At 43.1% G+C, this 24412-nt stretch carries 24 protein-coding genes; 19 read left to right on the plus strand and 5 right to left on the minus strand.

Annotation, left to right across the window (positions count from 1 at the left end; all coding sequences use genetic code 11):
• The first annotated feature begins 58 nt into the window (after nt 1-58).
• On the plus strand, nt 59-652 hold the full coding sequence (locus C9J47_RS16385) for a YhgN family NAAT transporter (RefSeq protein ID WP_036804254.1): 594 nt from the start codon (nt 59-61) through the stop codon (nt 650-652).
• Between the two features lie 104 nt (nt 653-756).
• On the opposite strand, the gene C9J47_RS16390 is transcribed toward C9J47_RS16385, so the two are convergent.
• Nucleotides 757-1023 carry a DUF1145 domain-containing protein gene (locus C9J47_RS16390; protein ID WP_107254474.1) on the minus strand — a complete coding sequence of 89 codons (267 nt, stop codon included), beginning with the start codon at nt 1021-1023 and terminating at the stop codon, nt 757-759.
• A complete protein-coding gene (rsmD, locus tag C9J47_RS16395; RefSeq protein ID WP_107254475.1) occupies nt 1020-1625 on the minus strand; it encodes a 16S rRNA (guanine(966)-N(2))-methyltransferase RsmD in 606 nt (201 codons plus the stop codon). The genes C9J47_RS16390 and rsmD overlap by 4 nt, the downstream gene beginning before the upstream one ends.
• Nucleotides 1626-1709: 84 nt before the next feature.
• Here rsmD and ftsY point away from each other — a divergent pair, with 84 nt between their 5' ends.
• The 9 genes from ftsY to glpD all read left to right on the plus strand — a co-directional run bounded on the left by ftsY (nt 1710) and on the right by glpD (nt 11848).
• Nucleotides 1710-3023 carry a signal recognition particle-docking protein FtsY gene (gene ftsY / locus C9J47_RS16400; protein ID WP_107254476.1) on the plus strand — a complete coding sequence of 438 codons (1314 nt, stop codon included), beginning with the start codon at nt 1710-1712 and terminating at the stop codon, nt 3021-3023.
• A 3-nt stretch (nt 3024-3026) separates the two neighbouring features.
• Nucleotides 3027-3695: a cell division ATP-binding protein FtsE gene (ftsE, locus tag C9J47_RS16405; protein WP_006233266.1), complete on the plus strand. Its 669-nt coding sequence runs from the start codon at nt 3027-3029 to the stop codon at nt 3693-3695.
• Nucleotides 3685-4611, plus strand: a complete 927-nt coding sequence (gene ftsX / locus C9J47_RS16410) for a permease-like cell division protein FtsX (RefSeq protein ID WP_107254477.1) — start codon at nt 3685-3687, stop codon at nt 4609-4611. Before ftsE ends, ftsX begins: the two co-directional genes overlap by 11 nt.
• Nucleotides 4612-4754: 143 nt before the next feature.
• Entirely contained in the window at nt 4755-5615 is an 861-nt protein-coding gene (gene rpoH / locus C9J47_RS16415) for an RNA polymerase sigma factor RpoH (RefSeq protein ID WP_107241985.1), read from the plus strand.
• Between the two features lie 619 nt (nt 5616-6234).
• Nucleotides 6235-6567, plus strand: coding sequence for a thiosulfate sulfurtransferase GlpE (glpE, locus tag C9J47_RS16425; protein ID WP_107254479.1), 333 nt, complete (start codon nt 6235-6237; stop codon nt 6565-6567).
• Between the two features lie 41 nt (nt 6568-6608).
• A complete protein-coding gene (gene glpG, locus C9J47_RS16430) occupies nt 6609-7448 on the plus strand; it encodes a rhomboid family intramembrane serine protease GlpG (RefSeq protein WP_107254480.1) in 840 nt (279 codons plus the stop codon).
• A gap of 347 nt (nt 7449-7795) precedes the next feature.
• The gene (gene glpT, locus C9J47_RS16435; RefSeq protein WP_107254481.1) at nt 7796-9166 is read left to right on the plus strand and encodes a glycerol-3-phosphate transporter; all 1371 of its coding nucleotides are present in this window, start codon (nt 7796-7798) and stop codon (nt 9164-9166) included.
• A gap of 97 nt (nt 9167-9263) precedes the next feature.
• On the plus strand, nt 9264-10043 hold the full coding sequence (locus C9J47_RS16440) for a DeoR/GlpR family transcriptional regulator (RefSeq protein WP_107254482.1): 780 nt from the start codon (nt 9264-9266) through the stop codon (nt 10041-10043).
• Nucleotides 10044-10309: 266 nt separating this feature from the next.
• Entirely contained in the window at nt 10310-11848 is a 1539-nt protein-coding gene (gene glpD / locus C9J47_RS16445; protein WP_107254483.1) for a glycerol-3-phosphate dehydrogenase, read from the plus strand.
• A gap of 110 nt (nt 11849-11958) precedes the next feature.
• Here the strand turns inward: glpD and C9J47_RS16450 are convergent, their stop codons facing one another.
• Nucleotides 11959-12375 carry a flagellar basal body-associated protein FliL gene (locus tag C9J47_RS16450; RefSeq protein WP_107254484.1) on the minus strand — a complete coding sequence of 139 codons (417 nt, stop codon included), beginning with the start codon at nt 12373-12375 and terminating at the stop codon, nt 11959-11961.
• Nucleotides 12376-12543: 168 nt separating this feature from the next.
• Here C9J47_RS16450 and C9J47_RS16455 point away from each other — a divergent pair, with 168 nt between their 5' ends.
• The gene (locus C9J47_RS16455; RefSeq protein ID WP_107254485.1) at nt 12544-13086 is read left to right on the plus strand and encodes a chorismate--pyruvate lyase family protein; all 543 of its coding nucleotides are present in this window, start codon (nt 12544-12546) and stop codon (nt 13084-13086) included.
• Nucleotides 13080-13943 carry a 4-hydroxybenzoate octaprenyltransferase gene (gene ubiA, locus C9J47_RS16460; RefSeq protein WP_107254486.1) on the plus strand — a complete coding sequence of 288 codons (864 nt, stop codon included), beginning with the start codon at nt 13080-13082 and terminating at the stop codon, nt 13941-13943. The genes C9J47_RS16455 and ubiA overlap by 7 nt, the downstream gene beginning before the upstream one ends.
• A 482-nt stretch (nt 13944-14425) precedes the next feature.
• Here the strand turns inward: ubiA and plsB are convergent, their stop codons facing one another.
• Nucleotides 14426-16855 carry a glycerol-3-phosphate 1-O-acyltransferase PlsB gene (gene plsB / locus C9J47_RS16465; RefSeq protein WP_107254487.1) on the minus strand — a complete coding sequence of 810 codons (2430 nt, stop codon included), beginning with the start codon at nt 16853-16855 and terminating at the stop codon, nt 14426-14428.
• 323 nt (nt 16856-17178) lie between these two features.
• Between plsB and lexA the strand changes: the two genes are divergently transcribed.
• The 6 genes from lexA (at nt 17179) to C9J47_RS16495 (ending at nt 23365) form a co-directional block, all read left to right on the plus strand.
• Nucleotides 17179-17796: a transcriptional repressor LexA gene (lexA, locus tag C9J47_RS16470; RefSeq protein ID WP_107254488.1), complete on the plus strand. Its 618-nt coding sequence runs from the start codon at nt 17179-17181 to the stop codon at nt 17794-17796.
• 111 nt (nt 17797-17907) lie between these two features.
• Nucleotides 17908-18705 (plus strand): class I SAM-dependent methyltransferase, encoded by a 798-nt coding sequence (locus C9J47_RS16475; protein ID WP_107254489.1) that lies wholly within the window; start codon nt 17908-17910, stop codon nt 18703-18705.
• Between the two features lie 249 nt (nt 18706-18954).
• Complete coding sequence (coxB, locus tag C9J47_RS16480; protein WP_107254490.1) at nt 18955-20103, plus strand: cytochrome c oxidase subunit II; 1149 nt, start codon at nt 18955-18957, stop codon at nt 20101-20103.
• A 14-nt stretch (nt 20104-20117) separates the two neighbouring features.
• Nucleotides 20118-21782 carry a cytochrome c oxidase subunit I gene (ctaD, locus tag C9J47_RS16485; protein WP_107254491.1) on the plus strand — a complete coding sequence of 555 codons (1665 nt, stop codon included), beginning with the start codon at nt 20118-20120 and terminating at the stop codon, nt 21780-21782.
• Nucleotides 21783-21837: 55 nt separating this feature from the next.
• Nucleotides 21838-22428 (plus strand): cytochrome c oxidase assembly protein, encoded by a 591-nt coding sequence (locus C9J47_RS16490; protein ID WP_107254492.1) that lies wholly within the window; start codon nt 21838-21840, stop codon nt 22426-22428.
• Nucleotides 22429-22447: 19 nt separating this feature from the next.
• Nucleotides 22448-23365 carry a cytochrome c oxidase subunit 3 gene (locus tag C9J47_RS16495; RefSeq protein WP_107254493.1) on the plus strand — a complete coding sequence of 306 codons (918 nt, stop codon included), beginning with the start codon at nt 22448-22450 and terminating at the stop codon, nt 23363-23365.
• A 104-nt stretch (nt 23366-23469) separates the two neighbouring features.
• On the opposite strand, the gene C9J47_RS16500 is transcribed toward C9J47_RS16495, so the two are convergent.
• A complete protein-coding gene (locus C9J47_RS16500) occupies nt 23470-23691 on the minus strand; it encodes a DUF2909 domain-containing protein (protein ID WP_036804262.1) in 222 nt (73 codons plus the stop codon).
• Between the two features lie 26 nt (nt 23692-23717).
• Here C9J47_RS16500 and C9J47_RS16505 point away from each other — a divergent pair, with 26 nt between their 5' ends.
• On the plus strand, nt 23718-24410 hold the full coding sequence (locus C9J47_RS16505) for an SURF1 family protein (protein WP_107254494.1): 693 nt from the start codon (nt 23718-23720) through the stop codon (nt 24408-24410).
• Nucleotides 24411-24412: the final 2 nt, after the last annotated feature.

Consider the following 24412-nt stretch of genomic DNA (forward strand, 5'->3'; position numbering starts at 1 on the left):
TGATTATGTATCTACTTCGAAATAATCTTACGATTTATCTCTGATTGAGGTTCACCCTGTGGAAATAATGTCTGCAGCGGTCATGTTATTTTTAATCATGGATCCGCTGGGTAATTTGCCGGTAATGTTGTCGATCCTGCGACATATCGAGCCGAAACGTCGCCGTATTATTATGGTACGTGAATTGTGCTTTGCACTGATCATTCTGTTGCTGTTTTTATTTGGCGGTAAACAGATGTTGGCATTTTTACATGTCTCGACAGAAACCGTTAGTATCTCTGGTGGTATCATACTGTTTTTGATTGCGATAAAAATGATCTTTCCACAACCTGGTGGAGTAACAGGGTTAGCAGCAGGTGAAGAACCATTTTTAGTGCCAATGGCGATCCCGATGATTGCTGGGCCTTCTGTTTTAGCTTCTTTATTGCTGTTGTCGAATCAAGATCCAACTCGAATGTGGGATTGGGTGCTAGCTGTCTTATTGGCTTGGGGGGGATCGTTTGTAATCTTGATGTTCCACGAAGTCTTTAATCGCTTATTGGGCGAGAAGGGCTTAAAAGCCGTTGAAAGGCTAATGGGGTTATTACTGGTGATGATTTCAGTGCAGATGTTCTTAGATGGTATACGCGCCTATTTATCTATTGGTTTGTAGTTATGGCGGGCTTGTAGCCATAGCGGGTTCGTATTGAATTGGAATTTGTAAAATCAGCTAATTGTGAAATGGGCAAGTATCGGTATTTGATACTTGCCCATTTTTTACATCATATGTTTACGACGGATATCGAGCAGTGCAAAAATCCCGAAAATTAAAATCGACCACATTTCCCATTTTGACATATTAATTTTATCGCCAAATGCGCCGATAAAAATGAGCATTTGCAAACCATGCATCATGAAGAGGAACCCTGCCATGATGTAGAGTGCCATCGCTGCAACACCCGGAAACGGGGAGAAAATATTGATAATTAGTATTAGCCAAACAAAACCGATAGCGGCTTTAGCTAATGCAATGAGTGCTTTCATACTTTCTCTCTTTCAAATAGACGATAACAGACTTGGCCTGCTATCTTTTCGCGATGTAAACGCCAGTGTGAAGGCGTTACTATCTCACCCAGTTCTTTCTCCGCTTCAATATAAATCATTGCATGGGGAGTGAGCCAGTTATTGGCTTCCAATAGATCGATAACATTTTGTATCAAATCTTTACGAAAGGGTGGATCGATAAACACTAAATCATGAGGCGTGCCTGTTTGCGCTAAATATTTTAGACTATCAGTGTTTAGAACGTTGGCATTGGTGGCACCAAGAGTTGTTAAATTCTGTTGGAGTTGATTTGCAGCTTTTTTGTCTAATTCAAGCATAGTGATGCTTTCGGCACCACGAGACAAAGCTTCAAAACTTAAACCACCACTACCAGTAAACAGATCAAGGCATTTAGCTTGATAAATGTCTTGAGCTAACCAGTTGAAAACAGTTTCCTTTACGCGATCAGTGGTGGGTCTTAAACCTTCAACGTCGTGGACCGGTAATTTACGTCCGCGCCACTGCCCACTGATGATTCTAACGAACCCATCTCGGCGATTATTTGGCATATTTCGGCCTGTTTGCTGCTTGTGTCTCGTCATAGATTTTTTTGACCGTTTAGAAAATGATAGTATACACCTGTTTTTAGACTGCAAATTGTACCAATCAAGGGCTAGGATTTGCCAATGGCAGAGAAAAAGAAACGCGGATTATTTTCGTGGCTGGGTTTTGGATCTGAAGAGAAGACCGAGCAAACCGAACAAACGATAGAAAATCAAACCAATGAGGTGGATGTTGATTCACTGCAATCAACAGACGATAAGGAGAATAAAGAGGCTGTAGTTCAGCAAGAAGCTGATGCGCTTGCACAAGCGAAAGCCGATGAAGAAGCTGAGGCACTCGCAATTGCCAAAGCCGCGGAAGAAGAAGCACTTGCTGTAGCGAAAGCGGCAGAAGAAGCAGAAGCTTTAGCGGTGATAAAAGCGGAAGAAGTAGAGGCGGCTGCTAAGGCAGAAGCTGAAGCGCAAGCAGCAAAAGCGGCTGAAGTGATCATTCACGAGCAAGAAAAGCCGCAATCTGATGGATTTTTTGCTCGCTTAATGCGTGGTCTAAAGAAAACCAAAATCAATTTTGGTTCAGGTTTCTTTGGTCTCTTCAGCGGTAAAAAAATCGATGATGAATTATTTGAAGAGCTAGAAGAGCAACTTCTTATTGCCGATGTAGGTATGGATACTACGTTAAAAATCATCGAGAACCTGACAGACAAAGCTAACCGTAAGGAACTTAAAGACGGTGAAGCACTCTATGGTTTACTCAAAGAAGAATTAGCCGACATGCTGTCAACGGTTGAGCAGCCGCTGATTGTTGATACCACCAAAAAGCCATTTGTTATTTTAATGGTGGGTGTCAATGGTGTGGGTAAAACCACAACAATAGGTAAGCTAGCGAAGCAATTTCAGAGTGAAGGTAAATCTGTCATGTTGGCGGCGGGCGATACATTCCGTGCAGCAGCTGTTGAGCAGCTTCAAGTCTGGGGTGAGCGTAATGGCGTCCCTGTTGTGGCTCAGCATACTGGTGCCGATAGTGCATCTGTGATTTTTGATGCGATAGAATCAGCAAAAGCACGTAACGTTGATGTGGTTATTGCCGATACTGCGGGTCGATTGCAGAACAAAGGTCACCTAATGGAAGAATTACGCAAAATTGTACGCGTAATGAAGAAGGTTGACCCGGCTGCACCGCATGAAATTATGCTTACCGTTGATGCTGGAACTGGTCAAAATGCGATCAGTCAGGCTAAATTGTTTAGTGAAGTGGCACCAGTATCAGGTATTACGATCTCTAAGCTTGATGGAACGGCAAAAGGTGGTGTGATCTTTGCCATTGCCGATCAATTCAATATCCCTATTCGCTATATCGGCATTGGTGAAGGTATTGATGATCTGCGTCCTTTTGTGGCAGATGAGTTTATTGAAGCACTATTTAGTGACGAGGAATAACGTGTGATTCGATTTCAGCAGGTAAGTAAAGCCTATCGTGGCGGTAGCCAAGCGCTACAAAAAGTAGATTTTCATCTGCGGTCCGCAGATATGGCTTTTTTAACTGGTCATTCTGGAGCAGGCAAAAGCACCCTGCTGAAATTGATTTGTGCCATAGAGCGACCAAGTGATGGTCATATCTTTTTTAATGGTCACGAAACAACACGTATCGACAATAAGCAGATACCATTTTTACGTCGTAATATTGGTATCATTTTTCAAGACCACAAATTATTGATGGACAGCAGTGTCTACGATAACGTTGCTTTACCTTTGCGGGTAGAGCAAGTGTCTGAAAATGATGTTAAACGCCGTGTATCAGCAGCCCTAGATAAAGTGGGGCTGCTTGATAAAGCGCGTTGTTTACCGATTCAATTATCCGGTGGTGAACAGCAACGAGTAGGCATTGCTCGGGCTGTGGTTAACAAGCCCATGTTGCTATTAGCAGATGAACCTACGGGTAATTTAGATGCCGAATTATCACAACAGGTAATGCGTTTATTTGAAGAATTTAATCGCGTTGGTGTGTGTGTATTGATGGCGACACACGATACGTCGTTATTATCGACACATAATTATCGTCGATTAGATTTACACCAAGGACATTTAAGGGAGCTTGCTCGTGGCGCGTAAACAAACTGGCTTTTTTGCGATTCATAAACAGCAGTGTTTTGAAGCTCTGAATGATCTTTTTAAGCGTCCGTTAGGTAATATCTTAACACTCGCGGTCTTAGCGTTTGCCTTAACGTTACCTTCAACGTTTTATTTATTAGCGAAAAACGTCACCTTGGTGGCACAGGCTTGGCAAAACCCGACACAACTTACGTTGTATTTAGATAATAATGCTTCAGAGCAAGTCGGCGCTGATTTTTCTGAGCAGTTACAATCGTGGCCTGAAATCGAAGCTGTGACGTATATTTCACCCGATAAAGGCCTTGAAGATTTCAGAGAGCATGCGGGTTTTGAGCAAGCACTCAGTTTGCTGGATGAAAATCCATTACCTGCGGTCATTATTGTGCGCCCAGCACCGGATTGGCAGAATAATGAACAAGCAGCACAACTCGCTACTAAAATTCGCACAGAGCCTACGGTTGATGAAGTGCGATTAGACAGTGACTGGCTACAACGGTTAGCTGCAATTCAGGATCTATCTGTTACCTTGGCGTTACTGATGTCTGGGTTAATGCTGTTTGCGGTCTTTTTAATTGTGGGTAACACCCTACGTCTTCAAGTGTTGAATCAGAAAGATAGAATTCAAGTGATGAAGATGGTGGGAGCGACAGATAGCTTTATTCTGCGACCTTACTTATATGTAGGTGTTTGGTACGGTTTAATTGGGGCCGTTATTGCGTGGGTGCTCACGACAATTGTGACTATACTTCTTGACAGTGCCGTTGAAAAACTCGCGATGTTATACGACAGTAATTTTCGTTTAGTGGGTTTAAGTTGGGATGAAAGCCTGATTTTAATGATGACTGCGGCCTTCCTTGGATTACTTGCAGCTCGCTTTTCTGCGGGGCGTCATTTGAAAGAAATTGAACCTATCTGACATTTTTTTGTTAGAAAATGGTGTAAATTACGCGGCTCGCTTGCAAAGCGACCTATTTTCTTGGCACTATTACAGGTTCAGATAACGTTATAGGTGTTCAGATAACGTTATATTGGTATAAAAAACACACGAGGTTTATTTGAATGGCAAAAGAGATGTCTTCAATGGCTCTAATTTCTGCTGGTAGCTTGGATAGTTATATCCAGACAGTCAATAGACACCCAATGCTTACCGCAGAGCAAGAAAAAGAGTTAGCTGAACGTCTGCATTATGATGGCGATATTGAAGCTGCGAAAGGCTTGGTAATGTCACATATGCGCTTTGTTGTACACGTTGCTCGTGGCTATTCCGGTTATGGCTTACCAATAGCTGACCTAATACAGGAAGGCAACATCGGCTTGATGAAAGCGGTAAAACGCTTTAACCCTGAAGTAGGGGTTCGCTTGGTGTCTTTCGCTGTACACTGGATTAAAGCTGAAATACATGAATATGTTTTACGCAATTGGCGCATCGTGAAAGTTGCGACAACCAAAGCGCAGCGTAAACTATTCTTTAATCTACGTAAGTCAAAAAAGCGTCTGGGTTGGTTTAATAACGCAGAAGTTGAAATGGTTGCAGAACAACTGGGTGTTAATCCATCTGAAGTACGCGAGATGGAATCACGTTTAGCAGCACAAGATCCCGCATTTGAACTGCCAAATGAAGATGATGATCGTGATGCCGGCTACACTGCTCCTGTCTATTTTCTTGAAGATAAAGCGTCTGATGTCGCTTTAAGTTATGAAGAAAATAACTGGGAAAATCATACTAACAACCGTCTATCTAATGCATTAGCAGGATTGGATGAGCGCAGTCAGCACATTGTGCGATCTCGTTGGTTAGATGATGAAAAGACGACTTTACAAGATTTAGCTAATCACTACGGTATATCTGCCGAAAGGGTTCGCCAGCTTGAGAAAAACGCCATGAAGAAGCTGAAAGAAGCAGTAGGCGATTTTTACTAGGATCGACGTGATAACGATGATCTAGATCGTTATAAGCTATCCACAAGCCGTAAAATAAAAACCGACTTATCATAGTCGGTTTTTTTGTGACTAAAATTCGGTGTGTAACTTTTTCTAACGCATTGAATTTACCGATCTGTTGGCGCTTTCACCTTGAAGTATCATCAAATTATGCTGATAAACGGTGTTTTTCCTGTTGGGATATCTCTGGGGATGTTTTTGCGATGTAACTCACGTTTGTGAATATACTTGTGGGCTATATGGCTAGTTATGCACAGCTTATGATCGGATCCTCACTACATGTAGTGGATCCTATTATCTAAAAACACATTATCAACGCAATCCACAGGCTTTTCCACAGCTGGTTGTTTTTTGCTCGCCTTGGTTGCAAGGTAACACTTCTGTTTTTTTAAAGCCCCGTGGCACCTATCGTAGCGGTAAACTTTATAGTGTGGATAAGCCCCTACATTCTGTACGAGGTTGTGAGTAACTGAGTAAGGTACAATACGTAACAACGATATTTTCTTATTCATGTTATCGGCGGGATCCTAAAACGGAGGATCGTCACACTTTGTGATGGGGAAGATCGATATCTACTATCAGAACCAAGAGGCAGGCAATGGAACAGTTCGAACATATTTCAGTTGATCAAGCATATAGCTTATTGCAACAAGAAGATTCACCGGCAGTGCTAGTGGATATTCGTGACCCTCAATCATTTGGGCTAGCACACCCTGAAAATGCTTATCATCTGACGAATGACACCATGGTTGAATTAATGAATCAGGTTGATTTTGAACAACCTGTGATTGTGATGTGTTATCACGGCATTAGTAGCCAAGGTGCTGCTCAATATTTGATTAACCAAGGGTTTGAAGCGGTGTATAGTTTGGATGGTGGTTTTGAAGCTTGGCGTCGTCAGGCTTTACCCATTGTTCAACAGATCGGTTAATGGTAACCAATTGCCGATCTGATACTTTGTCGGAGGAAAAGATGCATCGATTAGCTGGATTCCATAATCCTCGTCAGGCGCAAGCGTTTATCGATTATATGGCGTCGCGTGGTATTACATTGTCTTTAGCATCTGAACCAGAAGGTGTTTTTGCCATCTGGTTAGTTGATATCCAACATCAAGTTGAAGCAGAGTCTGAACTCAAGACTTTTTTAAGTAACCCGAATGAATCTAAGTACCAAGCCGCATCTTGGGATGTAGCTGAAAGCCGTACGGCAAAATTCAATTATCGTAGCCCGAGTTTAATGGGGATGATTAAATCACAGGCTGGGCCGTTTAGCTTATCGGTTATGGTGGTGGTTATTGCGATTTATGTATTGTGGTTCTTCGGCCTACAACAGCTGATTTTTGATCTATTCCATTTCCCATTTATGGATGGGGATCAGTGGCAAGTGTGGCGATTTTTCTCACACGCTTTGATTCATTTTTCTGCCTTACATATTATTTTTAACTGCTTGTGGTGGTGGATCCTCGGCGGGCAATTAGAGCGACATAGTGGCAGTGCAAAACTGGTTCAAGTCTTTTTGATATCAGCGTTGGTATCAGGGTTTGCTCAATTTTGGCTTCATGGTCCTAATTTTGGTGGTTTATCTGGGGTTGTTTATGCCTTAATGGGCTACATCTGGTGGATGGGTTGGTTAGCACCTAAACGGGGCCTTACCATGCCAAAAGCGTATGTCGGTTTTATGCTGGCATGGCTGGTGATTGGATTTGCTGAGCCGATGGGAATGTCGATAGCGAACATGGCACATTTATTTGGCTTGATCAGTGGCTGTTTAATCGCACTGGTTGATGCGAAATTTGGAAAATCAAACTATTAATAACTCCCCCCATCTCTAAGATTAATGTCATTCCATTTCCTCGTTGCGAGTGGCATTAGTCTCTGATTTCAAAAGCACTTCCCTATGTTTGTCTGCTTTTTAAGGCAAGATGTCTCATTTTTGAAAAATAAATCTTCGTTTATGATTGTTTTCACATCTTTATCTTTTCATTCGAGTGATAATCCGTGCCAATTGAGCGAAATCGATTGTTTTGCTCGTTTATGGCTTGCGTTCGCGCAAAAATCCATCGCTGAAACAACAAATTGTTAAAAGCAATATCGTAACAACAGTACTCTGTTTAGAAATCGTCCTTGCTAAAATAACAATAACTTTTAAAGGAACACCTTATGTTTGGCATCTTTAAACCCGCGGTTCATACTGCGCAACTGTCTGGTGGACAAATAGATCCTGTCTATAAACGTCTACGTTGGCAACTCTTTATGGGTATTTTCTTTGGCTATGCCGGGTATTATCTAGTCCGTAAAAACTTCAGTTTGGCTATGCCTTTCTTGATTGAAGAATATGGCTATAGCCGTGGTGACTTAGGTGTTGCTTTGGCCGCTGTTTCTATTGCCTATGGTTTATCCAAGTTCTTAATGGGTAGTGTGTCAGACCGTTCTAATCCGCGCTATTTCTTGGCGGCGGGTTTGACCATGTCGGCGTTGGTGATGCTGTGCTTTGGCTTTATGCCTTGGGCAACAAGCAGCATTACTGCCATGTTTATCTTATTGTTTTTGAACGGTTGGTTCCAGGGTATGGGATGGCCAGCTTGTGGCCGAACAATGGTGCACTGGTGGTCACGCAAAGAGCGTGGTGAACTGGTTTCTGTTTGGAACGTTGCGCATAACGTGGGCGGCGGTTTAATCGGTCCGATGTTCTTGTTGGGTTTATGGGCCTTCAATGATGACTGGCGTACAGCATTCTATGTACCTGCATTCTTCGCGTTGTTGGTTGCCGCTTTCACATTAATTGCAATGCGTGATACGCCGCAATCTTGTGGTTTGCCTGCCATTGAAGAATATAAAGACGATTACCCAGATAACTACGATGAATCACATGAAAAAGAGATGACCGGCAAGGAAATCTTCTTTAAGTATGTATTTAACAACAAATTATTGTGGTTTATCGCAATTGCGAACGCATTTGTTTACTTGATTCGTTATGGCGTACTTGATTGGGCTCCTGTGTATTTAAGTGAAGTGAAGGATTTCTCAGTAGATAAGTCATCTTGGGCATATTTCCTTTATGAGTGGGCGGGTATTCCTGGCACATTACTCTGTGGTTGGATGTCAGATAAATTCTTTAAAGGTCGTCGTGCACCTGCTGGCATCTTATTTATGTCACTTGTAACGATTGCGGTATTGGTTTACTGGTTTAACCCTCCGGGTAACCCAATTGTCGATATGACAGCACTGGTTGCTATCGGCTTCCTTATTTATGGTCCGGTAATGCTTATTGGTCTGTATGCGTTAGAACTAGCACCGAAGAAAGCGGCTGGTACGGCAGCTGGCCTTACAGGCTTGTTTGGCTACCTTGGTGGTGCGGTTGTGGCAAACATCGTACTAGGCTACACCGTTGACCACTTTGGTTGGGATGGTGGCTTCATGGTACTGACTTCTGCCTGTGGCTTGTCAATTTTCTTCCTTGTGTTAGCACTAATGGGTGAAAATAAGATCCATGAAAAACGTGCCCTTGAGCGTGCACAACAAAATGCGTGATTGAGATCGCCATCATTGGCATCTTTCTACCGCTGTAGGTAATATGATAAGGCTCCGCATTCGCGGAGCCTTGTTGTAACCAGGAGCAGCGTCAGCAGTGAAGCAAAGCAAACGACATCAAGAAATTATCGACATCGTTAAAACCCAGGGCTATGTCAGCACTGACGACCTGGTTGAACGTTTTAACGTGAGTCCTCAAACAATCCGACGAGATCTGAATGAACTCGCCGCCGAAAATAAAATTCGTCGTCATCACGGCGGAGCAACCATTCCATCCAGTTCTGTTAATACCTCTTACACTACGCGTAAAGTCATGCAGTTGGTTGAAAAAGACCGCATTGCAGAAGCCATGGCTGAGCATATTCCCGATGGGGCCACACTATTTATTGATATTGGTACAACGCCTGAAGCTGTAGCCCGTGCGCTGCTTAATCATAACGACTTGCGTATCGTGACGAATAACTTGAATGTTGCCAGCGTATTAACGGGAAAAGATGATTTTCGCGTTATCTTAGCGGGGGGTGAAGTACGTAACCGCGACGGCGGTATTGTGGGCGAAGCAACCCTCGATTTTATTTCCCAGTTCCGGTTAGATTTCGGCATCATGGGGATCAGTGGTATTGATCTTGATGGCTCGTTGCTTGATTTTGATTACCATGAAGTACGCGTGAAACAGGCGATTATCGAAAACAGTCGTTGCGTGATGCTGGGTGCCGATCATACTAAATTTGGTCGTAATGCGATGGTGAATTTGGGTGATATTAGCCAGATTGATATGCTGTTTACCGACGAACATCCGCCAGAAGCGTTAGCGAAGCTGATTACTGAACATGAAATCCATATGGAAGTTGTTGGTCAAAACAATGCTCCAGATTGATCATAAAGTGTGATAACAAAAAGAGATAACCGATACGAAAGTGTGTCGAACAGCTTTCCTAAGCGGACTGCCAGTAATGGCAGTCCGTTTTTTATGCGTGTTATTTGACGAATTGGTCATGTTTTTGTAACAAATCGCAAATAATAATGATGATCTTGAGTTAATTGTCAGTTATGATGCTCGTTATCGAATCAAAACGAACATTTTAATGTTCGCATTGGTTTCGAATTATCAAAACCAAGCATATTATGGGATAGGTGGATGGCATGACGGCAGAAAACACGCAGATTTTGGATCTAATTGTAGTAGGTGGTGGTATTAATGGCGCAGGTATTGCCGCGGATGCTGCTGGACGAGGTTTGACTGTCGGTTTATATGAAGCTGATGATTTTGCTTCTGCTACTTCTTCTGCGAGTTCGAAGCTTATCCATGGTGGTCTTCGTTATCTTGAGCACTATGAATTCCGTTTAGTTGGCGAAGCACTGGCAGAGCGTGAAGTGTTATTGAAAAAAATCCCTCATATTGCGCGTCCTATGCGTTTTCGCTTGCCTCACCGCCCACACCTTCGTCCGGCTTGGATGATCCGTGCTGGCTTATTTATGTATGATAACTTGGGTAAACGCACGACATTACCTGCAAGCCATGGTCTTAAATTTGGTCAAGATTCAGTATTAATTCCAGAAATAACTAAAGGGTTCGAATACTCAGATTGCTGGGTAGATGATGCGCGTTTGGTGATTTTAAATGCAATGGAAGTGGCTGAAAAAGGCGGTGATGTGCGTAATCGTTGCCGCGTTGAAAAAGCGGTACGTGACGGTGAATTTTGGCTTGTGACCATTCGCGATGTCCAAACGAACGAAATATTTGTACGTAAATCACGTGCGCTGGTGAATGCGGCTGGCCCTTGGGTGAAAGCGTTCTTCGATAACAGCATGGAAGAAGTCTCTCCTCGTAATATTCGCTTAATTAAAGGTTCACACATTGTCGTGCCACGTGCACACGATGAACCGCAAGCGTATATTTTGCAAAATGAAGATAATCGAATTGTTTTCGTTATTCCTTACTTAGACCGTTTTTCGATTATTGGTACGACAGATGTTGAATACAATGGTGATCCGCGTAATGTGGCAATTGATGACAACGAGATCGACTACTTATTAAAAGCTTACAACACCAATTTTGTGAAAAAGCTGGATCGTACTGATGTGGTATGGACTTACAGTGGCGTTCGTCCGCTATGTGATGACGAATCAGACTCACCACAAGCAATTACCCGAGATTACACCTTAGAGCTTGAACAGCAAGCGAATAAAGCCCCTTTACTATCGATTTTCGGGGGTAAGCTAACCACATATCGTAAGCTTGCTGAGGCAGCGATGACTAAGTTATCGCCTTTCTTCTCCAACATGGGCCCAAGTTGGACCGCTGATTCGTATTTGCCGGGTGGTGAAGCGAACTTTAGCATTCCACTGCTGGCCAAGACACTGCAACAGCAGCATGCATGGTTATCTGCCTTTACGTGTGAGCGTATGGCAACGAACTACGGTAACCGAGCGGTGAGATTGTTAGAGGGAGTCAATGGTGAGGCCGATATGGGGCAGCACTTTGGTGAAGGCCTTTATGCTCGCGAACTCGATTACATGATTGAGCAAGAATTTGCGCAAAATGAAATCGATGCATTGTGGCGTCGTAGTAAATTAGGTTTGTATCTAAATGATGAGCAAATCGCAGCGGTGGCGCAATACATTACGGATAAAGCACTCTCTATTGCGGCTAAAAAATCAGAAGCAAATGTTGCGGCATAAGCGATAGATGGGTTAAAGCAGGCTGTTTGATAAAAAATAGATATGTAAAAGGCGCTCATTGAGCGCCTTTTTTTATTGCCAGTCATAAATCTTATAACGACTATCAGCCATTATTGGTACAGATACTTCGTAAACAATAACTCTGTTACCAGTTTTTGTCGGGTCTCTGTGATCAGCAGTTCATTTACTTTGGCAAGGCAGGCTTGTCGAATTTCTTCACGCCCCGCCAATGATTTCACTTTCGCTTCTGGCTGTTGACCAATGATGTTGATAATAGCATCACGAATTAATGGCGTATGATGCTCCACCTGCTTGATTAAGCTGGGATCAGATACCATTAAATCGATCTGTAAGCGCAAATAGCCTAATTTTTTACCCTGCGTAACATAGTTGGTCGTTATGTCGGGGGTCAGGGTGTAATAAGAATATTCTGGTTGCGACAGTGGTGCATCTGCTGCTGCAACATGCTGGGTAGCTAGAATACTAGCCAAAAAAAGGGTGAAGCCAAAGATTGTCGATTTCATCATTACACTCATGGGTTTATCTGAATTTGTCGCAATGAATTGCTATCTTTCGACCGTAACGATATTCCTACTCGTTACGGCTTGCTACAATAGCAGATCATCATGGTAATAAATTAACCGCATTCTACCAAGCTATTTTAATCATAAGCTTGTAGCGTTCGAATTGGAAAGATGTCGAAATTCAAGCAGTTGTATAAACCATTATTGGATAATGTGCAGTGGGAAACACCCCTCTCACTCGCGATAGAAGGCACAGAGTTTGGGCATTGGTTGCTTGAGCCTGATTCATTATCACGTCGACTTCAACGTCATTGTGATGAATTTACCGTGTCGCTCATTGAGCAGAAGAAAATTGATAGTACGATGCTATCGGCTGATGAGCGTGAGTTGATCGGTGATGTTAATTGTCTATTACGTAAAGTTGTTTTGATGGGAGACGGACAACCGTGGGTATTTGCTCGTACTTTAATCCCGCTATCCACCCTTACTGGGCAAGAGAGCGACCTTGAACAATTGGGTGAGATGCCACTAGGCTTTCGGGTATTTACTGATAGTAGTGCGCGTCGTGATGCATTGGAAGTTGCGAATACAGGAACACAAGTACAGCCACTATGGGCTCGCCGTTCACGTTTATGGATAAATAATAAACCGTTGCTGGTTGCTGAATTATTTTTGGCACAAGCCCCAGTTTATTCAAAGGAGAGACAATGTTAGCAATGACTAAGGCGAAAGCATTTTGTCAGCTGGCACGATTTGATCGCCCTATTGGTAGTTTACTTTTATTATGGCCAACGTTGTGGGCACTGTTTTTAGCCGCAGATGGGTTACCCAGTGCGCATGTGCTGGTGGTTTTCGTGCTTGGCGTTATTTTTATGCGCGCGGCTGGCTGTGTAATTAATGATTTTGCTGACCGTAATTTTGATGGCCATGTAAAACGTACAGCTAAACGACCAATGCCATCAGGCAAGGTGTCGGAACGTGAAGCGCTCGGATTATTTGGTCTATTGGTATTAGTGTCGTTTTTATTAGTACTAACCATGAATACCTTAACGATTATGCTCTCTGTGGTTGGGCTGGCATTGGCAGCCGCTTATCCATTTATGAAGCGTTATACCCATTTACCGCAGCTGGTACTAGGGATGGCATTTGGTTGGTCAATTCCAATGGCATACGCCGCACAAGCGGGTGAGTTACCTGTTGTTGCATGGTTATTATTTATCGCCAATATATTGTGGACGATTGCTTACGATACTCAGTATGCCATGGTCGATCGTGATGATGATTTAAAAGTTGGCATCAAATCCGCTGCCATTTTATTTGGTCGTTTTGATAAGATTATTATTGGTGTATTGCAGTTAAGCACTTTAGTGCTCATGATTTTGATTGGACATAGTCTCGATTTACATCAAGTTTATTATTGGTTCTTATTAATGGCGTCAGGCTTGTTTGTGTATCAACAACGACTGATTGGAAGTCGTGAACGTGAACCGTGTTTTAAAGCATTTTTAAATAATAACTATGTTGGCATGCTGATATTTTTAGGTATCGCCATTGGTGTGATGATGCAATAAATAACGATATTGAACGGCCTACATCATAAAAAGCACCTATAGGGTGCTTTTTTATTATCTGCGATTTGTGTCAATCTTTCTTGTTATAACCGCTGTACAGCTTTTTAATTAAAAAACACCATCAAACTAAGAAACGTCTATTTCTTGTTATTAAACGGGCATTGCATTAATGAATCATTAACTTAGCTGAAGCCTATCAGCTCTGGGGTGTAGGTTAGTTTTTAGTGAGACGTCTAAAATTGTACAGCTTTAGAGGTTTTATATACCAGTAACCTCAAAGCTTGCGTTTTTAGACGTATCGTAATGAATACGGTGGTTGCCAGCTAGTCGCTAGTACGTCGTCAGGGTTGATGTACATGTTTAGGACGATTAGGAACCCCATAACCCAAAAGCTTATAAAATGATTAAGATAAATCGCAGGCAATAAAAAAGCTGGCAATGCCAGCTTTTCGTTTAAAGGTGTATCTCAGCGGTGAATTGAATTACGCTTTTTCATCGCGATTCATTACCGCTTGAATGGTTAATTTCACTTCCGGTGAAACCAATGCTGTTAATTGATCGGCAAGGTTTTCTACTTGGCGAGACACCGCATGACATTCATCATTGAGGTAGCCTTCGTTGCGCAGCGTTTTCACTAATATTGCGAATACACCTTTGTCGAAAAATTCTGGCGCATTAATCCCGTGTAAGCGACTTAAACGTTGTGCCATCATCTGGCTTTGCTGTTCTAAATCACTCTTCATCATTTGAGGATCTGCATGCAGTAGCGTTAATGTGATGGTATAGCGTTGCAACGTTTCAGTGATCGTACGGGCTAGCAACTGTAGCGGTCCAATACGGGCATTATTCATCGAGATAGTGTCACCATCACTTAATAGTAAACGCTGACGAACCAGCTCACTAATGATGGAGTCAATGACAGCATCTAGTTCATCCTTCTCAAAGCGTAAGAATAACTCAGCTTTTAAGAATGGATACAGTAACTGCACTTGTTCATAAAGCTTATCTTTGGATAAGCTCTGATGCTGAACGATGATGTGTGCAATTAAAGACGGTAACGCAAACAAGTGAATAATGTTATTACGGTAGTAAGTCATCAAAATAGATTGTTGACGATCAAGCGAAATAACCTCACCTAAACCATCACGCTCTACAATGAACTTATCCATTTCTAGTGCGTGTTCGACCAAGGTTTTTGCATCTTCGTCTGGCATCGTACATTGTGATGAATATGATGCGTTACGCAGAATTTGCAGGTAACTATCAATCTGCTGTTCGAGCTCTTCACGGCTAAGTGCACGCTGACGAGATGATAATAATGCTAACGCACATAATGTGAGAGCATTGGTCGCAGCGGCATCATTAATGTGTGTCATCATTTTAACGGCAAGATCGTTTACCACGGGATTTAGCCAGCTTGGCTTTTGTGGTTCGATTGGGTCAATGTCATCATGCCATGTTGGCACGTTATCATTGAGGTATTGATTCAACGGAATTGGCTCGCCGAAATTCACATAACCTTGCCCAAAATTACGCAATTTACGTAATGTACGCAAAATTTGACCCAGATTTTCTTTTTCTTTACGTTTACCTTGCAGCTCTTTTGCGTAAGTGCCCACTTCCATAACGTGTTCATAACCGATATAGACTGGCACCAATGTTACTGGGCGATTTAAGCCTCGTAACATCGCTTGAATTGTCATTGAAAGCATACCCGTTTTCGCGGGTAATAAACGCCCGGTACGTGAGCGTCCACCTTCACTGAAGTATTCGACGGAATAGCCTTTTGCAAAAAGCTCTGCCAGGTATTCACGAAAAACCGTTGAATATAGGCGGTTACCTTTAAAGCTACGGCGAATGAAGAAGCCACCACCACGGCGGAAAATCGGTCCCGCAGGGAAAAAGTTCAGGTTAATACCCGCTGCAATGTGCGGTGGTACTAAGCCTTCTTTATACAAAACATAAGATAAAAGTAGATAATCCATGTGACTACGGTGACACGGAACATACACGATCTCGTGACCATCTTGTGCCAGCTTGCGTACTCGCTGAGCGTTATGAATATTCAACCCTTGATAGAGCTTGTTCCACAACCAACCGAGAAAACGTTCGGCATTTTTAATCAGTGAATAAGAGAAATTAGCCGCAATTTCTTCCATCATGTCGATGGCTTCTTTACGGACTTTTTCTACCGGAACATCACGGCTTTCAGCTTCTTCTCGAACCACTTTTTCGATAGCTTTAGATGCCAGTAAGCGTTTGAATAAGGCTTGGCGATCGGGTAAGCGTGGGCCTGAAGCCGCAATTTGTTGGCGAGAGAAATGAATCTTTGCCACACGCGCTAATTTTTGCGCGATAGCGTCATCAGTGCCGTGATTTTCTGCCATATAACGCAATGATACTGGCGTGCTTAAACGCACTAAACAATCACGTCCGTGACCCAAAATAGCGGTAAATTTCTCAGGACCATTGAGTGGGCGCAGTACTGGCCCTCTGTGGCTTTCTTTACCAGGCTTTCGTCCCCATAAAATAGAGGCCGGAATGAGCTGAATATCAAGCTCAGAATCTTGCTTATGCTGCTCAAGTAAACTGGTGAATAACTGAAGTGATTCTTTCGGTAATTCTCGATCGGTACCAAAAATACTTGGACCGTTTGCTACGAAAACATACCGCGAGAATTTTTGACCACCAATTTCAAGTGGTGTCAGTGGGTCGGGTAGACCTAGTTCCTGGGTGCTGCTACGCAGTGTCATAAGATCCGTATTTGAACGGAAAGGTAAGATATAAACGATTGGTCGTTCGATATCTAATTCTAAATCTGTAACGGGATCGGATGGAATTGAATTGGTCTTAACCAACACGGAAAGCGGCAAATTCAATAATTTTTGATAGATTTTCTGCCAACTTGACATATCTTTTACTAGCCTCGAATTCTTAATGCGTGGCAAGGATAGCAGAAAATGGCTGCTTTCATGCAGCTAAAATGCGAGATATTGATATCAAATTATGATTTTGAATAATCTTTTATTCCATTTATCATCTTTGTTTGAGCACGGCTAGTTTTCACGTTCTAATCACAGTAATTAATCAAATGCTTATGTTAATTTTAAGGCTTTTGCTGCATTAAATCGTTGCGCTTTCTATACGGATTGGTCTTTTCGTGAACAATTGTCTTTTCAAGCCTGTAAACACTGGATATACTCACAGTAGACTGTATAAACAAACAGGGTGAATCATGAAGCCGTTAACGCCGCGCCAACAAGAAGTCTTTGATTTGATCAAAGCAAAAATCGAAGATAGTGGGATGCCGCCAACACGTGCTGAGATCGCTCGTGAATTGGGGTTCCGTTCAGCAAATGCTGCTGAAGAACATTTAAAAGCTTTGGCACGCAAAGAAGTGATAGAAATTGTGCCGGGTGCATCACGAGGCATTCGTGTGTTGCTCCATGATGAAGTTGAAGAAAAAGGCTTACCATTAATTGGTCGTGTTGCTGCTGGTGAACCTATTTTGGCTCAAGAGCATGTTGAAACGCATTATGAAGTTGATCCAACATTATTTAAGCCGCGCGCTGATTTTTTATTGCGTGTAAATGGCATGAGCATGAAAGACATCGGTATTATGGATGGCGATTTACTTGCTGTGCATAAAACCCAAGATGTTCATAATGGGCAAGTGGTTGTTGCTCGTGTTGATGATGATGTAACAGTAAAGCGTCTTGATAAACAAGGCTCGCAAGTTTTGTTGCATGCTGAAAATGAAGATTTTGCTCCGATCGTTGTTGATCTTACTCATCAGCAATTGACGATTGAAGGCATTGCTGTTGGTGTTATTCGTACTGCTGACTGGATGTAATCGATCCTTGTAAATGTTAATTAATCATTATGTTTTGCATTAGTATCGAGAATACTTTGCAAAACTTAATGATAGTCATTATCATCTATTCCATATCACATGGAGATGATAATGGTTAATTCCTCTCGATACCGCATACCTTCTGAATTGCTGCAGCCATTATGGTTAAGAAGCAGAGAAAGTTTGGCTGATGATGGACTTATTTATGATCCCATCGCCGCTGCTGCGTGTAGTCAGTGCCATCTTGTGCCTGATTGTCTGGCTGGCAATGTTTCTGAGCGCCAATTACTGCATGCCACGCTTACCTTACAGTGTGATAAACAAGTCTTGAAATTTCTTCGCCGTCATCCCAATGGTTTTATTATCAATGTTGGGGCGGGGCTTGATACTCGTTTTTATCGTTTAGATAACGGCCGTTGTCGTTGGTTTGAATTAGATACCGATGAGAATCTTCTATGGCGTGAGCGGCTTTTTCATCGCAGTGATCGCTATACCATGCAACGTGGCTCCGTTACCGATTTATCATGGCTAGCGTCACTACCGACGCAGAAAAATACCCCCGTTTTATTGTTGTGCGATCAAGCACTATTGAAATGTGAAAGCCAAGAGTTAGCCACTTTTATTCAGCGTATTGGCTGCCACTTTAGCCAAATTGAAGCCTGTTTAGTTCTGGCGGGTGATCGTTGTGATTCTGCATTAGCTAAAAAGATGGGGGCTGAACAATACAGTCACGGGTTTAAAGACCCAGCACAGCAAGTATTGAATTGGTTGCCATGGGCTGAATTACTTAGTCGCTATAGTCCGCTAGATAACGACTGCCCGCGTTGGCGAACTTGGCAGCGTTGGATCGCAAGAATGCCAAGTTTGAAATACCGAGTTACACCAGTATTGGTGCACATACGCTTCTAGATCGTAACTTTTCGCGTCATATTCCGTTTTTTACTGATTACGTATCTAGTTTTTCTACCTCCATGTCGGATTAATTTTTTATTAGTAATTCTTTGCTCATTTCTTCTGTTTTGTCCTAAGTTAAATGTAAACAAAGTGTTAATCAGCACCTGGCGCTACGCGTAAATGGACTGATTTCTGCTATAACTTCATGTTTTCATTGAACAGTTCTTGATGAATGTCAGGATGACAAAAGGAGAGGTCAGGAAGATGATTCGTCGGCTGATCAGCGTATTGTTGTTAAATATTTTTGCATTGCCTGTGGCTGCTGAAACAAAAAGTATGCCGTTAAATATGACCCAAGGGGTGACTCGGGTTAGTCAGCAGGTATACGATCTACACATGACCATTTTTTATATTTGTGTGGTTATCGGCATTATTGTTTTTGGTGTCATGTTTTGGGCCATTATCCATCATCGGAAATCACGTGGCGCGGTCGCTGCCTCGTTTCATGAAAGTACCAAAGTCGAAATTCTCTGGACTATCATCCCCTTCGTTATTCTCATTGCCATGGCGATTCCTGCGACAACCACTTTGTTAGCAATGGAAGACACGTCAGAGTCGGATATCACCATTCAAGTCACCGGCTCTCAATGGAAGTGGCATTACAGCTATTTCAATGAAAATGTCGACTTTTATTCACTGTTGGCTACCTCTTCGGCGCAAATTGGCAACGAACGCGATAAACGTGAAAACTACTTACTTGAAGTTGATCGCCCTCTAGTTGTGCCTGTTGGCAAAAAAATCCGCTTTCTGATTACCTCACAAGATGTGATCCATTCTTGGTGGGTACCTGCATTTGCAGTGAAAAAAGATGCTAACCCTGGTTTCATTAATGAAGCTTGGACGCGTATCGATAAGCCCGGTATTTACCGTGGGCAGTGTGCCGAGCTGTGTGGGAAAGACCACGGCTTTATGCCCATCGTGGTGATTGCCAAATCGCAGGGGGATTATGATTCCTGGCTAAAAACAACCAAAGCCACTCAGCAAGCAGCATATGAAGAAGAGCAACGTTTATTGTCAATGCAAATGCCGATGGAAGAGCTCATGGCGTTGGGTGAAAAAACCTATCTTGCGCGCTGTTCTGTGTGCCATCAACCAACGGGAGCTGGTATTCCTGGGGCATTCCCCGCGTTAGCTGGGCAGGGTGTCGCGATTGATCCAACTAAGAAATTAGAACATATCAGTATCGTTGTTCATGGCAAAAAAGGAACCGCGATGCAGGCATTTGGACCTCAGTTAAGCCTGAAAGAATTAGCCGCTGTTATTACTTATGAGCGCAATGCGTGGGGTAACGATACGGGCGAAACCGTACAAGCTGCAGAAGTGCAGGCTGTGCTCAACGGCAAAGAGCTTTAAGGGAGCAACAGATAATGACGGATATGTTACGAGAAGAAGTTAAAACTGACGTTGAAGACAGTGACTCAAACAGTAGTATCTTGAAAGACGACGCGTTAAAGAACCGTTTTTCAGATGATCAAAGTTCACACCATGATCATCAACCAACAGGCTTTAAACGTTGGCTCTTTACGACTAACCACAAAGATATTGGTTCGCTATATTTAATCTTTAGTTTTGCCATGTTTTTAACTGGCGGAGCAATGGCTATGGTGATTCGAGCTGAACTATTTCAGCCTGGATTGCAGTTAGTTGAACCTAATTTCTTTAATCAAATGACCACAGTTCATGGCTTGATTATGGTCTTTGGTGCAGTAATGCCGGCTTTTACTGGGTTGGCGAACTGGATGATTCCAATGATGATTGGTGCGCCAGATATGGCGTTACCAAGAATGAATAACTGGAGCTTCTGGATTCTACCGTTTGCGTTTACGTTGTTGCTATCGTCGCTGTTTATGGAGGGGGGCGGTCCTAATTTTGGCTGGACGTTCTACGCACCACTGTCGACTATGTATAGCCCTGCCAGTACGGGCTTATTTGTTTTTTCTATTCATATCATGGGGATCAGTTCGATTATGGGGGCAATCAATGTGATTGTGACCATTATTAACCTGCGTGCTCCGGGTATGACTTACATGAAAATGCCTTTGTTCGTATGGACCTGGCTGATCACCGCTTTCTTGTTAATTGCCGTTATGCCCGTGTTGGCAGGCGCCGTTACCATGATACTGACCGATAAATATTTCGGGACTAGCTTTTTTAATGCGGCGGGTGGCGGCGATCCGGTTATGTTCCAGCATATCTTCTGGTTCTTTGGTCATCCCGAAGTTTATATTATGATTTTGCCGAGTTTCGGTATTATTTCGGCCATTATCCCGGCATTTTCGCGCAAGAAACTCTTTGGTTATAGTTCGATGGTGTATGCAACCGCGTCGATTGCTGGGCTCAGTTTTCTGGTGTGGGCACATCACATGTTTACCACTGGTATGCCAGTAGCGGCTGAGCTGTTCTTTATGTATTGCACCATGTTGATCTCGGTGCCTACTGGGGTGAAAGTCTTTAATTGGGTGGCGACAATGTGGCGAGGCTCGTTGACTTTTGAAGTACCGATGTTATTTGCTATTGCCTTTATTGTCTTGTTCACCATTGGCGGGTTTTCTGGGCTGATGTTGGCCATTACTCCCGCTGACTTTCAATATCATGATACCTACTTTGTGGTTGCTCATTTCCATTACGTTTTGGTGTCGGGTGCCATTTTCTCCATCATGGCTGCGGCATATTATTGGATGCCCAAATGGACTGGATATATGTTCGATGAACGACTGGCTAAATGGCACTTTTGGTGCTCTGTCGTATCGGTGAACATTCTATTCTTCCCTATGCATTTTCTGGGACTGGCGGGTATGCCACGTCGAATCCCTGATTATGCCCTGCAATTCGCCGATGTGAATGCAGTCGTCAGTATTGGCGGTTTCATGTTTGGTTTATCTCAACTGATTTTCTTAGCTGTAGTGATCAAGTGTATTCGCGGTGGTGAGCCAGCAGCAGCGAAACCTTGGGAAGGGGCTGAAGGCTTGGAGTGGACGGTTGCTTCACCTGCTCCTCATCATACATTTTCAACACCCCCGAAAATTGATTAGCCCTTTTATTTGCTTCATTAATTTAATCTGTCGGTGACCTTCGCAGGGATACGTTATGAGTAGCTCAGAAAAGAAAGCAGAGCATAAAACGGATATTGAACAAAATATAAAGCGGCAAGGTAAACAACGGTCTTTTTGGTCTTTGGTCGTGATGTCTGTCGCCATGTTTGGATTCGCTTTTGCTTTAGTGCCGCTCTATGACGTGTTTTGTGATCTTACGGGGATCAACGGTAAAACGGCGAATACGCCAACGGAACAGAGCGAGCGTATCGTCAGTGATCGTAAGGTGACCGTGGAGTTTGTGGCTTATATCAACCCGGGGATGCAGTGGACTTTTGAACCGCAAGTTACCCGTATTGTGGTTAATCCGGGTGAAACGAAAACCATTAAATACGCAGCCCGTAACCTGATGGCGACGGCATCAATAGGTCAAGCTGTGCCGTCGGTTTCTCCGGGTTTAGCTGCTCGTTATTTTAATAAAATCGAATGCTTTTGCTTTAACCGTCAGCCTTTAGAGGCGGGTGAATCAGCAGAATTACCCTTAGTGTTTTATATCGACCCAGACCTACCTGAAGATATAAATACATTGACCTTAGCTTATACCTTATATGACGCCCAGCCTGCGGGATCGGCGCTAACGCAATGAAAACAACGAGGTTGTAAAGATGTCTAATCCTTACAGTGAACATGAATCGTCTCTTCCTGAGCAATCAGCGAATAAACCCCATGAACATTATTATGTGCCTGATGCCAGCATATGGCCGATTGTCGGGGCTATTGCTTTATTTCTGATAGCGTTAGGGGCTGGCGCAACGGTTGGTGATTTGTTTAATGGACAAGGACCGTGGATTTTACTGACAGGTGTCGGTTTAATTCTTTTTATGCTTACGGGTTGGTTTCGAGATGTGATCCAAGAATCGATGGGGGGCTTGTATAGCTCACAGATGGATCGTTCATTTCGCCAAGGCATGAGTTGGTTTATTTTCTCTGAAGTGATGTTCTTCTTTGCCTTTTTTGGGGCGTTATTTTATGCCCGCATGATTTCAGTACCTTGGTTGGGTGGAGCGGGTAATAATGAGATGACAAATTTGGTGCTTTGGCCAGAATTTGTCGCGCAATGGCCACTGATTAAAACCCCCGATGGCAGTGAAACCCAAGCCATGGGACCTATCGGCTTACCTTTATACAACACCATGATTCTATTGGTCTCATCTGTCACGGTTCATATTGCGCATACCGCGTTAGAACAAAACAACCGTAAACGCTTGACCTTATTTTTACTGCTAACTGTTTTGCTCGGCAGCTTATTCGTTTACTTGCAAGGCGTGGAATATATCCATGCTTATCAAGAAATGGATCTAACCCTCGATTCTGGGGTGTATGGCAATACATTCTTCTTGCTCACCGGTTTTCACGGTCTACATGTCACCTTAGGTACGATCATGCTATTCGTGGTGTGGTGCCGTATTTTAAAAGGGCATTTTACACCCCATCAGCATTTTGCTTTCCAGGCCGGCGCTTGGTATTGGCACTTTGTTGATGTGGTTTGGCTGTGCCTGTTTGTTTTCGTCTATATTTTATAGCAGGCGTGGCTGCTAAAGACTTGCTGGTTGGCAGTTAAGGTTTACTCGTTAGTTAATTAGTTAATTAGTTAATTAGTTAATTAGTTAATTAGTTAATTAGTTAATTAATAGGGGCGAGGGTTCGGTTCAATAATCCCCGTGGTTATTGCCAGTAATAATAGGGCGAAGATAAAAACGGACAGAAGAAGACGGCGGCCAAGAAAGTGCGACATCGGTTTATTGGATGATAACGGATCCGTCTTGCTCTTAAGCATCATTGGTAATGCTCGAAATAGGTTCAGCACAATAAATATTAATAGGCAGACGATGGTGGCTTTAATGAGCATGGCGTCTCCAAAGGTGAAAGGTAAGTATGCGAAGGATTGGTTTCATACTTTTTACTTTGGCGGTAATGACGACATTGGTCAAGTTGGGGCTGTGGCAAATGTCGCGTGCGCAAGAAAAAGAAGCATTGAATATTGCCTTAGAACGTCGCAGCGAACAGGTTTACTACAGCCTTGCTAGCTTACCTTCTGATCCCCGTTGGTATGGGTTAACCCTTCATGGCAAGTTTGAACATAGCAAAGCCGTGTTACTTGATAATCAACTGTATCGAGGGCGCCCTGGTTATCACTTGCTCTATCCTTTTGCGGTGGATGATGGCTGGTTCTTAGTCAACCTTGGTTGGATAGCAGCTCCGCAATATCGTGAGCAATTACCGGTACTGCCTGAACACCATGGCGAGCTTAAAATTACAGGCATTATTGATCAACCGTCACAGCTTATTGAGCTGTCCGCTGAGTCACTGGATTTTGATTGGCCGTTAAGGGTTCAAAATCTACATATGGATGAATTATCAACGGTTATGAATCTGCCACTTCAGCCGTGGATATTACAAATTGAGCCTGACAGCCCTGTCGCTTTACAGCAAACATGGATCCCTGTGGTAATGGGGCCGCAAAAACATTACGCCTATGCATTGCAATGGTTTTTGTTAGCTGTTGCGGTGTCGGGTTTAGCATTCTGGTGGTTAAAACCACCAAGCACGGGTCACCGTCAGGAGTGACA

This window comes from Photobacterium indicum, assembly GCF_003026215.1.
Taxonomy (GTDB): Bacteria; Pseudomonadota; Gammaproteobacteria; order Enterobacterales; family Vibrionaceae; genus Photobacterium; species Photobacterium indicum.